Here is a 13534-nt window from a genome sequence, read left to right on the forward strand (position 1 = left end):
ACCGTAAGTGACATTTAAGGCATGAGGTGAACATGCGATCTCCTGACGCCGCTCAGATCCGGCACGCGCGATCCGCGGAACCACGACGATCGAAAGTGGCCGGCGCGGCGCCATTCGCCCTGACCTTTCTCGGCGGCGCCGGCACGGTGACCGGCTCCAAATACCTCCTTGAGATGCCGGACGCGCGCGTGCTCGTCGATTGCGGTCTCTTCCAGGGCTTCAAGCAACTGCGGCTGCGTAACTGGGCGCCCTTCCCGATCGCCCCGGAGCGCCTCGATGCGGTCGTGCTGACGCATGCGCATCTCGACCACAGCGGTTATCTTCCCCTCCTCGTCCGGAACGGCTTCTCGGGACCGATCCTGTCGACGGAAGCAACGCGCGATCTTTGTGCCATCCTCCTGCCGGACAGCGGCTATCTTCAGGAGAAGGATGCCGAATTCGCCAACCGGCACGGCTTCTCCAAGCATCGCCCGGCGCTACCCCTCTACACGCGCGCCGATGCGGAGGCCTCGCTCGAGAGGTTTGCCCCTGTGGCTTTCGGGCAGGAGTGCCCGATCGGGCGAAGCCTCACCGTGCGGTTCCTGCCTGCCGGACATATCCTCGGCGCCGCCATCGTCGAGTTCGTGCACGGTTCGACGCGACTGGTATTCTCCGGCGATCTCGGGCGCGCCGACAGCCCCACAATGCTGGATCCAACCCCGATTCCCGAGGCCGACTACCTGCTCGTCGAATCCACCTACGGCGATCGCCGGCACGAGCCGCGGGATCCCGAGGACGCGCTAGCGGAGGTGATCACGCGGACGGCGGCGCGGGGCGGCACGGTTCTCGTGCCCGCCTTCGCCGTCGGCCGCGCGCAGACGCTGCTCTACCATCTTCAGCGGCTCAAGGCCTCGGGTCGGATCCCCGACCTGCCCGTCTTCCTCGACAGTCCGATGGCGATAGACGCGAGCGAACTCCTCTGCCGGCATCTCAACGCGCACAAGCTCACCGAGCAGGAGTGCCGGATCTCTTGCGGTGTGGCGCGCTACGTCCGCGCGGTCGAGGAGTCGAAGGCGCTGAATACAAATCCCGTCCCGAAGGTGATCATCTCGGCGAGCGGCATGGCGACCGGTGGCCGCGTGCTCCATCACCTGAAGCGGCTGGCCCCTGACCCCCGGAACACCGTTCTGTTCGCCGGCTTCCAGGCGGGCGGCACGCGCGGCGCGGCTCTGGTGGCCGGCGCCGAGCGCGTGAAGATCCATGGCGAATACTTCCCGGTGCGGGCCGAGATCGACAATCTCTCGATGCTCTCGGCGCATGCCGATTCCGACGAGATCCTCGGCTGGCTCCGCAACTTCGAACGGCCGCCCGCGCTGACATTCATCACCCACGGCGAGCCCGTCGGCTCCGACGTCCTGCGCCACCGAATCGAGGAAGAACTCGGTTGGAACTGCCGGATCCCCGAGCATGGCGAGACGGTGGCGCTGCCGTGACGCAAAACCCCACGCACCTCGCCTCCATGCCAGTTGGCCGTCAGCCTAACCGGCTGCGCGCACGCCGTCTCGGTGTCGACACGCAGCACGAGATGGTCGTGTTTATGCGTCAGGACTGCCCAGTCTGCCGCTCGGAAGGTTTTGCGGCGCATGCCCGTGTCCGCTTGAGCCGCGGCGAGCAGTCGATCATAGCGACGCTCTACCATGTGACGGATGGTCTACTGGAAGTCGACGAGGCCGGTCTCTCCGAGTCGGCCTGGGTGCAGCTGGGCGCGACCGACGGCGACGAGATCGCCGCAAGTCACCCGCAACCGCTGGATTCGCTGAGCCGGGTGCGAGGGAAAATCTACGGCGATCGCCTCAGCGCGGCGGCGCTGCGCAATATCCTCCGGGACATTGTCGGCGGCCGCTACGACGACATCCATCTCGCTTCCTTCCTCACCGCCTGCGCGGCGCGTTCGCTGGACCGCGTCGAGATGATCGGGCTTACCCGGGCGATGGTGGACGCCGGTGACCGGCTGTCGTGGCCCGTGCGTCCGGTGGCTGACAAGCACTCCGTGGGTGGGCTTCCCGGCAACCGCACGACGCCGATCGTTGTGGCGATCGCAGCGGCGTGCGGCCTGACGATGCCGAAGACTTCCTCGCGCGCGATCACGTCGCCGGCCGGAACCGCGGACGCCATGGAGACGCTGGCGCCGGTGAATCTCGACATCGCAGCGATGCGGCGGGTCGTGGAGCGGGAGAGCGGTTGCGTCGTGTGGGGTGGTGCGGTGCAGCTCAGCCCGGCCGACGACACGCTGATCCGGGTCGAACGGGCGCTCGACCTCGACAGCGAGGGACAACTTGTCGCCTCCGTCCTCTCCAAAAAGATCGCGGCCGGCTCGACCCACGTCGTGCTCGATATCCCGGTAGGACCGACGGCGAAGGTCCGCAGCGACGAGGCGGCCGCGGCGCTCTCGCGCCATCTGATGGATGTCGCAGAGGCATTCGGAATAGTGGTCGAGGTGGTCGCGAGCGATGGCAGCCAGCCGGTCGGGCGCGGCATCGGTCCGGCGCTGGAGGCCGTGGACGTCCTGGCCGTGCTCCAGGGCGCGCCGGGGGCTCCAGCCGACCTACGCACCCGGGCGGTTGCGCTTGCCGGCCGCCTGCTCGAAATGACGGGAACGGCGCCGCGCGGGGCCGGCGTCGCTGCGGCAGCGCAAGCGCTGACCGAAGGGATCGCCTGGGCGAAGTTCCAGCGGATCTGCGAGGCGCAGGGCGGTCTGCGGCAGCCCCCCGTGGCCCCGCACCATCACCCCGTACTTGCAGACCGTGCCGGCCGCGTGTCGAGGATCGATAACCGCCGGCTCGCCAGGGTCGCGAAGCTCGCGGGGGCGCCAGATGCGAAGGCAGCCGGCCTAGAGCTGCATACGCGGCTCGGCGCCGCGATCGATCGCGGCGGGCCTCTGTTCACGGTCCACGCGGAAACGCCGGGCGAGCTCGCTTATGCCTTGGAGTTTGTCTCCGCGAACCGCGATGTCGTGGAGGTGGTAGAGAAATGAGCGATCCCGTGCTGATCCCGCTCGCGGCGGATGATCGACTCGCGAAGGGGCTGGCCGAGACACTGGGCGCGGACCTCGGCCGGGTGGAGATCCGTAGCTTTCCCGACGGGGAGACGTATCTCCGGTACGAGACACCGGTCGCCCACCGGTCGGTGTGTCTGCTGCGTACGCTGGATCGGCCCGACAGCAAGATCCTTCCAGTCCTGTTCGCGGCCGCGGCCGCACGCGATGCAGGGGCCGAACGAGTGGGTCTCATTGCACCGTACCTCGCCTATATGCGTCAGGACCGCCGGTTCAGGCCGGGCGAGGCGGTCACGGCCACCGACTTTGCGAAGATCCTGTCCGCGCAGATCGACTGGCTGGTGACAGTCGACCCGCATCTGCATCGGCACGCCGACCTTTCCGAACTCTACTCAGTGCCAGCCATAGCGGTGCACGCGGCGCCGCTGATGTCCACCTGGATCGGCCGTGAGGTCGAGCGGCCTCTTCTGATCGGGCCCGACAGCGAGAGCGCGCAATGGGTGGGCGTCGCTGCCCGAGAGGCGGACCTGCCGCACGTGGTATTGCGAAAAATCCGCCACGGCGACCGCACGGTCGAGATCTCGGTGCCTGAGATCGAGCGTTGGCAGGGTCGAACTCCCGTCTTGATCGACGATATCGTCTCGACAGCGCGCACGATGATCGAGACCGTGCGGCATCTCCAGCGCACAGGCATGCCGGCGCCGGTCTGCATTGCCGTTCATGGAATTTTTGCGGGCGATGCCTACCGCGAACTGTTAGCCGCCGGCGCGGCGAGGGTCGTGACCTGCAACACGGTGCCGCACGAGACAAATGCCATCGACGTTACCGGTCTCCTGGCGGATGGTGTCCGCGCCGCCCTCACGTGACGCGGGTTGGGTACCCGCGATAAGCCCGCCGGCGGCCGGCGAGTCCGCAACCCACCCGCTGCGGCCAATGATCGCCCGGCATCGCTGCTTTGACCGAGGAAACAACCAGCGGCTCAGGCCATGCAAGGACCGGGTTGTTGATGGTCGATCGAGTGGCGTCGGCTCATAGTTGCATGCCGTCGCTTCGGGACGACGCTACGCTCGGGATGTTCAACAGCGCGTGCCGCAGGGTTCGCTACGAAGGGCGGTCCAGAGGGCATGATGCGCTACACTCTTCTCTCCTGGCAGCAGGTGGGCGCTGGATGAAATGTCATGAAAGATAGCGCCGCTCAGGGAAAGGGATCCGATGGCGTCGTCCTGACGCGCAGACGATTCGCGACCGTCCTGTTCGATCTCGATGGCGTGGTGACCGATACGGCCCGGGTCCATGCTGCCGCATGGACCCAAGTGTTCGATGCGTTCCTTCAAGAGCGAGCCCAGGAGGACACCGTCCCGTTCGTGCCCTTCACTCGTGCGGACTATCAAGCCTACGTCGACGGCCGGCCGCGTCTCGAAGCGATCCGGGCCTTCCTCCCCGCGCGAAATCTGTCCTTACCGGAGGGCGATCCGTCCGATGGGCCGGACCGGGATACGGTGCACGGGCTCGGCGCGCGCAAGAATCGGCTCTTCCTTGATCACATTCGGGCTCACGGAGTGGACGTCTATCCCTCGACGGTGGCGCTGATCCGGCGCCTGCGGGCGCTCGGCTTCAAAGTCGGGCTGGTGACGGCGAGTCGGAATTGCGCCGAGATCGTCGGCGCCGCCAGGCTCGAGTCGCTGTTCGATGCAACAGTGGACGGAAACGTCCAAGCAGCGCTTTCGCTGCGCGGCAAGCCGGCACCCGACGCCTTCCTCGAAGCGGCGCGCCGGCTCAGGACAGCCCCGGCGCGAACCGTCGTAATAGAGGACGCAACCGCCGGGGTCGCGGCTGGCCGCGCCGGCAAGTTCGGCTTGGTCATCGGCGTCGACCGTTCCGGCCAAGCCGAGGCGCTCCGGGCGCACGGTGCCCATGTTGTCGTAGCCGACCTTTCGGAGGTCGAGTTGCGGCCGGACAGACCGACGGCACCGCGTGCGCGCGCTCCCCGGGCCGAGCCGGACGTGCATCGGCTGGACCCCTTCATAAGCCAGCCCGGGATGGAGCGGCGTCATGCCGGCGCTCTGGCCGAAACCGACCCATGGGTATTTGCCTACGACGGGTTCGATCCTGCCGTCGAGGGACGGCGCGAAACGCTCTCTGCCCTCGGCAACGGCTATTTCGTTACCCGAGGGGCCGCGGCCGAAGCGGCCGCCGATGACATTCACTATCCCGGCACCTATCTCGCCGGCGGCTACAACCGGCTGACAACGGCGATTGCCGGCCGGATGGTGGAGCACGAGGATTTGGTCAATCTGCCGAACTGGCTGCCTCTGACGTTCCGTGCTGACGACGATGACTGGTTCGACCTGCGCCACGTCGAGATCCTGGGCTATCGGCAGGCACTCGACCTGCGACGTGGATTGTACGAGCGTAACATCCGCATTCGCGATCCGAAGGGACGGCGCACCCGCGTCTTCGAACGGCGCTTCGTCCATGTGCAAGAGAAGCATCTCGCCGGTCAGCACGTCGCAATCACTGCCGAGAACTGGTCGGGACGACTCACCGTCCGTGCCTTCCTGGACGGCAGAGTCAAGAATGCGGGCGTACAGCGGTACCGCCCCTTCAACGGCGCACACTTGATGGTGCGTGACACAGCTGCGCCGGATCCCGAGATCATCCTCCTCGATGCGGAAACGACGCAGTCGCAACTGCGGATCACGGAGGCCGCGCGCATCCGCCTTGCCGTCAACGGACAGGTCCGTCCGTTCGACCGGCACGCAATTGTAGAGCCTACCCATGTCGGCCAGGAGCTCGCTCTCGATCTCGCCCCCGGTGATCGCGCCGAGTTGGAGAAGATCGTAGCCCTCTACACCTCGCGCGACCGCGCCGTTGCGGACAGCCGGACGGAGGCGCGCGCCGCCGTTTCCCGCGCCGGCGGATTCGAGGAGCTCCTCGCAAGCCATGCCCTCGCCTGGGCCCATCTGTGGCGGCGCTGCGATATGGATGTCGTCGAGCTCCACGCCGATCCGCTCCACCGCGCGCACTTGACCGTCCGTCTCCACATTTTTCACCTTTTGCAGACCGTCTCGCGGCACACGATGGAGCTCGATGCCGGTGTTCCGGCTCGCGGCTGGCATGGTGAGGGCTACCGCGGTCATATCTTCTGGGACGAACTCTTCATCTTTCCGTTCCTCAGTCTGCGCATACCGGTCCTGACGCGGTCCCTCCTCCTCTACCGCTACCGTCGCCTGCCAGAGGCCCGCTGGGCAGCGCGCGCGGCCGGGTACCGCGGCGCGATGTTTCCTTGGCAGAGCGGCAGCAACGGACGGGAAGAGACCGATGTGGCGTACCTCAATCCCCGGTCCGGCAACTGGATTCGGGACGATACGCACCTGCAAAGGCATGTCGGCGCCGCAATCGCCTACAACGTGTGGCGCTATCACCAGGCAACTGGCGACTCCGAGTTCCTCTATAGCTACGGGGCGGAACTACTCTTCGAGATTGCCCGCTTCTGGGCGAGCATCGCCCGGTGGAACGAGGCCCGCAGTCGCTACGACATCTGCGATGTCATGGGGCCGGACGAGTTCCACGACCGCTATCCGGGCCGCGATGTGCCGGGTTTGGACAACAACGCCTACACGAACGTCATGGCGGCGTGGTGCCTTGCCCGCGCGCTCGACCTGTTCGACCTGCTCCCCGTCGAGCGATGCCGCGACCTTTGCGAGACTCTGGATATCGAACGGGATGAAATCGCTCATTGGGAGGATGTGAGCCGCAAGCTTTACCTGCCTTTTCACAGTGACGGCATCCTTAGCCAGTTCGAAGGCTACGAGGGACTCGAGGAATTCGATTGGGCGGCCTACCGGCGCCGCTATGGCAACATCATGCGGCTCGACCTGATCCTTGAGGCGGAGGGCGATTCGCCCAACCGTTACAAGCTTTCGAAGCAGGCCGATGTCCTCATGTTGTTCTACTTGTTTTCCGCCGAGGAATTGGCCGAACTCTTCGGGCGCCTTGGCTACGCCTTCGAGAGCGCGATAATTCCCCAGACGATCGACTACTATCTCCGGCGCACCTCGCACGGCTCGACTTTGAGTAGCATCGTTCACGCTTGGGTGCTCGCGCGATCCCTGCGGCGCCAGTCCTGGAACCTGTTTACGGAAGCGTTGCGAAGCGACATCGACGACATTCAGGGCGGCAGCACGCCCGAAGGCATCCATCTGGGTGCCATGGCCGGAACCATCGATCTTCTACAGCGCTGCTACACCGGCTTGGAATTACGCGGCGACAAGCTTCGCTTCCACCCAGTGCTTCCCGAAGAGCTCAGCCGCCTTTCCTTCCAGCTGCGCTACCGCAAGCACTCGCTGTCGGTCGACCTGACCGCGACCACACTCAAGATTGCGAGCGATCCCAGCGGCGCCGAGGCGATTTCGGTCGCCGTCGGTCGGCGGACCGTCGTTCTGCAACCGGGCACGTCGGAGGTTTTCCAATTGTCGGAGGCAAGGCGTCCGACGGGTTCCTCCGATGGGTGACACCGCTAAGCGTATGCCCACCGGCTTTGGCCGCCTTCGAACATCGGCGCTTAATCTCGCCTCCTGGCGTCCTGGCGGAGACCGGCACGCCACTGAGCACGCCCATGTGAAGTAGTCGCCCAGGTGAATGGCGGCAGTTGCTGCATCGGCGTCGCGGCGATTGGCGCAGATGCAGTTGTCGGTCATTCCGTAGCAGGCCTTGCGGTGCTCGGAAAGGTCTGCGATTCTATGTGCCTGAGCGCCAATTCGCTCAGGGGGCTTTGCAACCCCACGCACGTTCGGCCTATGGCCGGACGACGGCACTATGTCCAGGGCTCCGGCCTAAAGGTGCTGTGCCCTTGCGTGCGAGGGTTGCAAACGTCCGGCCGCCAGGCTCCGGACGGCGACCCCGAGAAGAGAAAGTGAGTTGCACGCCGAGAGCGCGAGCGAGTGCCGAAATGTCGAAGCAAACAGATGACGCGACGATCGCCGATGAAGCGCCGTGGTCGAATGAGCTGACTTCATATGATGAAGCGCACCTTCTGACGTATCTGCGGCTGCTGGATGCAAGCTCTGAGGGAGCCAGTACAGACGAGATGGCCAAGATTATTCTTGGGATCGACCCAGCGACGGAACCTGAACGAGCTGAGAGAGCCGTTGCTAGTCATCTGCGGCGGGCGCGGTGGATGACCGAGGCTGGCTACCAGCACCTCCTGCAGCATTGACGAGACCGCGAGCGATCACGTCAGGAACCCGCGATAGCCGCCGTCCATCAGGGCCCGGGCGCGCCGTATCGCGCGCCGAACATGGTCGCGCAGATGATCGCCGGGATCGCGCCAGTCCCGTGCGGCGCGCTCGGCCCCGACGAGGGCATGAGCGATGTCATACTGAGAAGCACCAGCAAGCCACCCATCGAGGGCCTGCAGGAGCTGTGCGTGACGCCGTCGCCGCGGATCGGGTGGGAAACGAGCGGGCTTTAAGCGTCGCGTTGCGAGGAGATCCGCGAGACAGCGGAGCGTATGCAGACGGGCCGGCAGCACCGCAATGCCTATAAGGGCGTCGGTGAGAAGCGCCTCGGCGTGCAATATACTTCCGCTCGTGATCGCTATCTGTAAGGCGCGTCCGGCGGTGTCGAAGAGGATGCTCTCCTGTTCCTCTTTGTACCTCAGGATCGTGATGCGACACTCGAGCCGGTCCAGGGGAATCGGCACCCGCCTCTCGGCGAGGTCGCAGCTTGGCGCGACCTTCACTGGGAGAACAGCAGGGCACCAATCCGGCCGCCAGAAGACCGAGGCGGCGCAGGCATCCAGGTCGGGCGCCTCAAAACCCAAGCAGGCCCCACGGCGCGGACTCCCAACAATCGGGAGCGGCGGAGAACAGGACGGTCGCCGCCGCGAATTTCGCGACCTTGCGTGGCCGTTTGGAAAGCGCTCGCTCCGCCGACCGACGATAAGCCGGATTGCGACGCAGGAACTCCCAAGCCCAGGCGCGGCGGGGCAAGTCCTGGGTATAAGCATAGGTGTCGGCGTCGCGCCAATCTGGCGCAATACGTGAGTCGCCATTCCGTCGCATGCTGACGTCCTCCTCGAGCCATCGCTCGGCGGAGGGCTGTCGCGTCGCGAGCACCGCGCGGACGGCCGCGCGTCCCCCTCATGGCTCCCGACGGCAACCGCCGGGCGATCGACATCATCATCGAGGGAATTCCCCTCATACCCGATCCTGGCTTATCGGGTGGGCCGCTTCTGTCATGCTCGTGCCAGATATATCGGAATCCTGCGGCAATCCCTTCATCACGACGGAGAACAGCCTAACAGCGGCCGATCACGGCAACGCATTATTAACTTTTCTGAAGATAAGGTGAACGGTCCTACAGCCTTCGGTTGCGCGACAAGAAACCGCGTGGAGGTGCGAGGATCGGTTCCGATAAACGCCTGGACACGCCAGAGAGGTTCTCTGGTGAGGCGGCGGTGCAGAACGCCAGCCTTATCGACTTCGCCGGTCCTGCCCGCGCGACACCGTTCGCACTTGCCCATCGCCTCTCCGTCGGCACGGTAGCACTGACACGCTGCACGTTGCATCCAAACCCAGGGAGGCGCATCGGGGCAGTTCAGCTGACCGTTGCTGTGCACCAGGGTGCCCCGTTCCGCATGGAGTGGCGCATGCCCGGTAGCGATCGCCTCCAGCAGCGACTCATCACGCCCGGCACTGTGCACATCACGAGCTCCAACCAGCCACTCTGGCAGCGATGGCGAGGACGACCGCGCGTGCTGGTGATTGCGATCGACCATGAATTTGCGTTCGATGTCGCGCAACGGGCATTTGACGTCGCATTCAGCAGCGATCACTTGGAACTGAATCCAGCCATCGGTGCAGACGACAGCCTGATCCGCGACATGACAGCCCTTTTCGCGAACGAGCTCACTTCGAATGGCGCGAGCGGGCAATTGTTCCTCGAGGGACTCGCGACCTCGCTGGCCGTGCATCTCGCCCGCAGTTACGGCGCGGCACCAGCTCGTCTGCCGCGCCATCACGGAGGCCTGGCTCCTAACCGGCTACGCCGCGTGACCGAATACATTGCCGACAACCTCGCGGCAGATTTGAACCAGAGCGAGCTCGCGGCGGTCGCCGAGCTCAGCCAGTTTCATTTCGCGCGCGCCTTCAGGGCGAGCGTCGGCCGCTCCCCACACAGTTACCTGATCGAGCAACGGGTCAACCGCGCCAAGGAGCTCCTGGCGGATCCCAGGCTGTCGATTAGCGAAGTCAGCCTATCTGTCGGCTTTTCCAGTCAAAGCCACCTGACTTTCCATTTCCATCGCCTGACCGGCATGACCCCTGCCCGATTCCGCCGTTCGCTCTGAAAGGGCCTTTTGCTACGACGCGCCGGTCGCAGAGGGATCAAGGCGTCGATTCAGGCGGCCCGATGGAGAAGTGGGCTTCCTCAATCGCACGGACGGCAGCTCGGGCTTCGGGTGTGTTTCGGACATCGAGAAATTCTCTGGCGACCTGGCGGGTGGTCACGGGAATTGCGCCTGCCTGCTCGAGGCGCCGGATAGCCACGTGATGCGCATCGGCGCTCGTTGCCCCGCAGGCGTCAAGCACGACGTAGGCTTCGAAGCCGGCCTCGAGCGCGGCAATGGTCGTAAGCGTGATGGCCTCTTCCGTAAACAGACCGGCCAGCACGAGTTTTCGTCTGTCAGCACACAGAATCGCATTCCGAAAGGACGGATCCTCCCATGCATTCCGCCGACCCGTCGCCCGGACGGTCAGTGATGCTTGGGCAGCGGCGTCACTTACTTCGCCAATCAGCTCCCCGTCGTCGCTCTCCCGCGACGTCGATAGTATGAGTGGAACACCGAATACCGCGGCGATCTTTACGAGAGCGGCGGCGTTCTCGACGAGAAGGGGCGCTTCGGATGATTGCAGACGTACAGCCTGCGAGGACTGAAAGTCGATCACGGCAATGACCGCTGTGTCCGGCGTCAGTAAAGTAGTCCATTTTCCGGTGGTCTCAGCGCGGGGTCTCTTAGGTTCGTCGCTTGGTGCAACCATACTTGCGGTCTCATTGCAGAGAAAGGATGGACGGCCTTCCTTCATCGAACGACACGGAGATAAGGAGCGGGTACGTACTATTTTTCTGATGGAGCTTCATGGACGTGAACCGGAACAGTGAGCTTTCCACCCACGAAACGTAGGTTCATCTCGAAAGTCTCTCCCGCACGCAGATCGCGCGTTACTGGCCCGATCTCGTACCAGAGATGCGAGGTCGTCAGGTCGAGGGTTTCGCCAGCCGGAGTCCCGATGGATTCGAGTACTGCCGTTTCAATATCTCCTATACGTGCGACTAGTCTTGCCTCTCGGGCCACGGGTGTATCGATCCCAATGACATGAAACGGGGCCGTGCTGCCGTTGATGATGCGAAAGCGAATGCGAGAGGAATCGCCTTGTCGAGCAGGAGTGGCTGTCGCCGCTTCAACACGGATGTTGCTACCCATATCGAAAGGCGTGTCCGCCAGCACTGCTGGGAGGCTGGAGACCAGCGCCAGCACAATCAGCAGCAAAGGAGTCATGAGCCTCAGCCGTGTTGGCATAGCCTGCGTCCCCTCATGTTTCTCTGGAAATGGTGCAGGCCAATTGACCCTGGCCTGCAAAGGCAGGCCAGACAGGTGTCGTCGTCTGGCGAGCCATGCTCAGCCCGTTGCTACCGGCTTCCGATGATCCAACAGGGACCTCTGCGGTGGCGGCAGGAGCGGCCCGCCTGAACACAACTGCCTCCGTACTATGATCACAGGGACCTGTTAGGAAACAGCGGAGCTCCTCATAGCGGACCCGCACGTCCTCCATGGTCTGGTAATAGCGGAACAGTTCCCGCAAAGGCGCTGAGAAGTCCTTGTAGGCGACGAGTACCGCGACAAGGGCGCCGAAGGACAGCTTTCCCTCGATCACGAGATAGCCGCCGATCGTGTAGAAAAAGAACGGCGTCATTTGAGAAATGAAATTGCTCAGTCCCTTCATGAAAAACTTGCGCTTATAAATCTCGAAGCGGATCGCCTGTATCCGCCTGAAGGAGTCGTGGAGCGTACTGAGACCGTTAGAGTCCTCATTACCGATGATCGCACCGAGCTGACGGACTTCCTGGACCCGCTCGCGCCCCAGCGCATTGATCCGCCGCTGGAGGCGGGGAATCAGCATGAGTTGCAGCGGTAACAGGGTTACTGCTGCGGCCCCCAGGATCGGGTCCTGGACCAGCATGAATGTCAGGATCGTGAGGAAAGTACCACCCTGAAGGACTGGCAGCACGAAGGCCTCACCGGCGAAGCCGCCGACAGGTTCGACTTCCTGGGTAACGACCGGAATGAGCTGAGCAGGACCACCTGGACGACCCCGGCGGCGCCACTCTCGGTGAACCGTCAGCCGCAACCGCCGCACGAGTGCCTCGGCGACTCGTCCTGTGTATAGGTTCACGAGGTACTTGAGACTGCCGTTGGCAAGCACGGCTGCCAGGAACAGGAAGCACAAAATGAACAGGAACTCGCTCTGCGAGAGGAGGAAGCCACCAAAGCGGATCGGGAAATGCCCAGAGTCGATCGCGTTGTTGATGATGACCTTGGGCAGCTCCAAAGTGGCATAGAGCACCGGCAGAGACAGAACCGCACCGAGCAGGAGCCAAAGTTGCGAGCGCCACGTCTGGCGAAGAAGATAGCCGAATACGCCGGGGACGAGGGCGCTACGGCCGAGATCCGCAGGTGCCGCCGCGCCCCGTTGGGTAGAGCGACGACGGTATCCGCGCAGGAGGCGAAGGCACCACGCGATCAGCACCGCGAGCAGCGCCACTGGTCCCGCAACGACCACGATGTGCACGACGAGGTGCAGCCACCAGTGAGTATGGTCGAAAGAGCCAACAACGAGGTCGTCGGCAAGAATGTGAAGGTCTGTGAACGGAAACATCGCGCTGCACCCTTTCGACTCGGCAGCGGTCGCGAAGCTCGGTGTCTCGGCGACGTGGGCACGACGATGGCTTCGACCACACCAGCGCCGCCGAGACGAGTATCGCGATCAGCTTTCGGCCTGGTCTAGGAGCGCGTCGATACGCTCTCGGGCCTTAGGCGGCAGCTTGGTCGCGGCACGACGGGCCGCATCGCTGCTGCCCGGATCGCCGACGACGATGAGACCCACCATGCCGAGACCGGCATGGGGCGTGCATTCGATGCCGTAGATGCCAGGTCGATTGAGCGTGACAGCGCCTTCCTTGTTAAAGCCGATGTTGATCCGTTCGGCGCCTTCGGGGAGCATGCCGTCGATAGAGACGGTGTTGTGTCCCTTGTCGGTCGGAACGAAGACCACGGTATCGCCCGGATTGATCCGGAGGAGCTCCGGTGAGAAGACGAACCGGCGCTCACCCGCCTTGTTGAGCAATTCGACTGACACTTCGCTGGCATGAGCAGGCACCATGAGCGAAATGGATGCTGAAGCGACCGCCGCCGCCATCTGAACAAGCTTCTTCATGTTT

General features: G+C 64.2%; 12 protein-coding genes. 6 read left to right on the top strand and 6 right to left on the bottom strand.

Going from position 1 to position 13534, the window contains the following annotated elements:
* Window positions 1–32: 32 nt before the first annotated feature.
* The 5 genes from E4P09_RS14630 to E4P09_RS14650 all read left to right on the top strand — a co-directional run bounded on the left by E4P09_RS14630 (window position 33) and on the right by E4P09_RS14650 (window position 8252).
* Window positions 33–1472 carry an MBL fold metallo-hydrolase RNA specificity domain-containing protein gene (locus E4P09_RS14630; protein WP_137390391.1) on the top strand — a complete coding sequence of 480 codons (1440 nt, stop codon included), beginning with the start codon at window positions 33–35 and terminating at the stop codon, window positions 1470–1472.
* The gene (locus E4P09_RS14635; RefSeq protein WP_428977716.1) at window positions 1469–3013 is read left to right on the top strand and encodes a thymidine phosphorylase family protein; all 1545 of its coding nucleotides are present in this window, start codon (window positions 1469–1471) and stop codon (window positions 3011–3013) included. Before E4P09_RS14630 ends, E4P09_RS14635 begins: the two co-directional genes overlap by 4 nt.
* Window positions 3010–3900 carry a ribose-phosphate pyrophosphokinase gene (locus E4P09_RS14640; RefSeq protein WP_137390392.1) on the top strand — a complete coding sequence of 297 codons (891 nt, stop codon included), beginning with the start codon at window positions 3010–3012 and terminating at the stop codon, window positions 3898–3900. The genes E4P09_RS14635 and E4P09_RS14640 overlap by 4 nt, the downstream gene beginning before the upstream one ends.
* A gap of 312 nt (window positions 3901–4212) precedes the next feature.
* Complete coding sequence (locus tag E4P09_RS14645) at window positions 4213–7548, top strand: HAD-IA family hydrolase (RefSeq protein WP_137390393.1); 3336 nt, start codon at window positions 4213–4215, stop codon at window positions 7546–7548.
* 437 nt (window positions 7549–7985) lie between these two features.
* Entirely contained in the window at window positions 7986–8252 is a 267-nt protein-coding gene (locus E4P09_RS14650) for a DNA -binding domain-containing protein (protein ID WP_137390394.1), read from the top strand.
* A 15-nt stretch (window positions 8253–8267) separates the two neighbouring features.
* On the opposite strand, the gene E4P09_RS14655 is transcribed toward E4P09_RS14650, so the two are convergent.
* Both E4P09_RS14655 and E4P09_RS26890 read right to left on the bottom strand, forming a co-directional pair.
* Window positions 8268–8858, bottom strand: coding sequence for a DNA -binding domain-containing protein (locus E4P09_RS14655; protein ID WP_205042132.1), 591 nt, complete (start codon window positions 8856–8858; stop codon window positions 8268–8270).
* Window positions 8848–9099: a transcriptional regulator domain-containing protein gene (locus E4P09_RS26890; protein WP_428977717.1), complete on the bottom strand. Its 252-nt coding sequence runs from the start codon at window positions 9097–9099 to the stop codon at window positions 8848–8850. Before E4P09_RS26890 ends, E4P09_RS14655 begins: the two co-directional genes overlap by 11 nt.
* 395 nt (window positions 9100–9494) lie before the next feature.
* Between E4P09_RS26890 and E4P09_RS14660 the strand changes: the two genes are divergently transcribed.
* A complete protein-coding gene (locus E4P09_RS14660; RefSeq protein WP_137390395.1) occupies window positions 9495–10385 on the top strand; it encodes a helix-turn-helix domain-containing protein in 891 nt (296 codons plus the stop codon).
* Between the two features lie 37 nt (window positions 10386–10422).
* On the opposite strand, the gene E4P09_RS14665 is transcribed toward E4P09_RS14660, so the two are convergent.
* From E4P09_RS14665 to E4P09_RS14680, 4 genes are all read right to left on the bottom strand, one after another.
* On the bottom strand, window positions 10423–11076 hold the full coding sequence (locus E4P09_RS14665; protein ID WP_170984450.1) for an isochorismatase family protein: 654 nt from the start codon (window positions 11074–11076) through the stop codon (window positions 10423–10425).
* A gap of 77 nt (window positions 11077–11153) precedes the next feature.
* Window positions 11154–11594, bottom strand: coding sequence for a copper chaperone PCu(A)C (locus E4P09_RS14670; RefSeq protein WP_170984451.1), 441 nt, complete (start codon window positions 11592–11594; stop codon window positions 11154–11156).
* Window positions 11595–11628: 34 nt separating this feature from the next.
* The gene (locus E4P09_RS14675) at window positions 11629–12972 is read right to left on the bottom strand and encodes an ABC transporter ATP-binding protein (RefSeq protein ID WP_137390398.1); all 1344 of its coding nucleotides are present in this window, start codon (window positions 12970–12972) and stop codon (window positions 11629–11631) included.
* Between the two features lie 108 nt (window positions 12973–13080).
* Window positions 13081–13530, bottom strand: coding sequence for a pseudoazurin (locus tag E4P09_RS14680; protein WP_137390399.1), 450 nt, complete (start codon window positions 13528–13530; stop codon window positions 13081–13083).
* Window positions 13531–13534: the final 4 nt, after the last annotated feature.

It is taken from the genome of Rhodoligotrophos defluvii (assembly GCF_005281615.1).
Taxonomy (GTDB): domain Bacteria; phylum Pseudomonadota; class Alphaproteobacteria; order Rhizobiales; family Im1; genus Rhodoligotrophos; species Rhodoligotrophos defluvii.

Bases quoted from the DNA above. Each gene is read 5' to 3' on its own strand.
- E4P09_RS14665 (WP_170984450.1), bottom strand. From the start codon at position 11,076: ATGGTTGCACCAAGCGACGAACCTAAGAGACCCCGCGCTGAGACCACC.
- E4P09_RS14650 (WP_137390394.1), top strand. From the start codon at position 7,986: ATGTCGAAGCAAACAGATGACGCGACGATCGCCGATGAAGCGCCGTGG.
- E4P09_RS14675 (WP_137390398.1), bottom strand. From the start codon at position 12,972: ATGTTTCCGTTCACAGACCTTCACATTCTTGCCGACGACCTCGTTGTT.
- E4P09_RS26890 (WP_428977717.1), bottom strand. From the start codon at position 9,099: ATGCGACGGAATGGCGACTCACGTATTGCGCCAGATTGGCGCGACGCC.
- E4P09_RS14670 (WP_170984451.1), bottom strand. From the start codon at position 11,594: ATGACTCCTTTGCTGCTGATTGTGCTGGCGCTGGTCTCCAGCCTCCCA.
- E4P09_RS14680 (WP_137390399.1), bottom strand. From the start codon at position 13,530: ATGAAGAAGCTTGTTCAGATGGCGGCGGCGGTCGCTTCAGCATCCATT.
- E4P09_RS14630 (WP_137390391.1), top strand. From the start codon at position 33: ATGCGATCTCCTGACGCCGCTCAGATCCGGCACGCGCGATCCGCGGAA.
- E4P09_RS14645 (WP_137390393.1), top strand. From the start codon at position 4,213: ATGAAAGATAGCGCCGCTCAGGGAAAGGGATCCGATGGCGTCGTCCTG.
- E4P09_RS14640 (WP_137390392.1), top strand. From the start codon at position 3,010: ATGAGCGATCCCGTGCTGATCCCGCTCGCGGCGGATGATCGACTCGCG.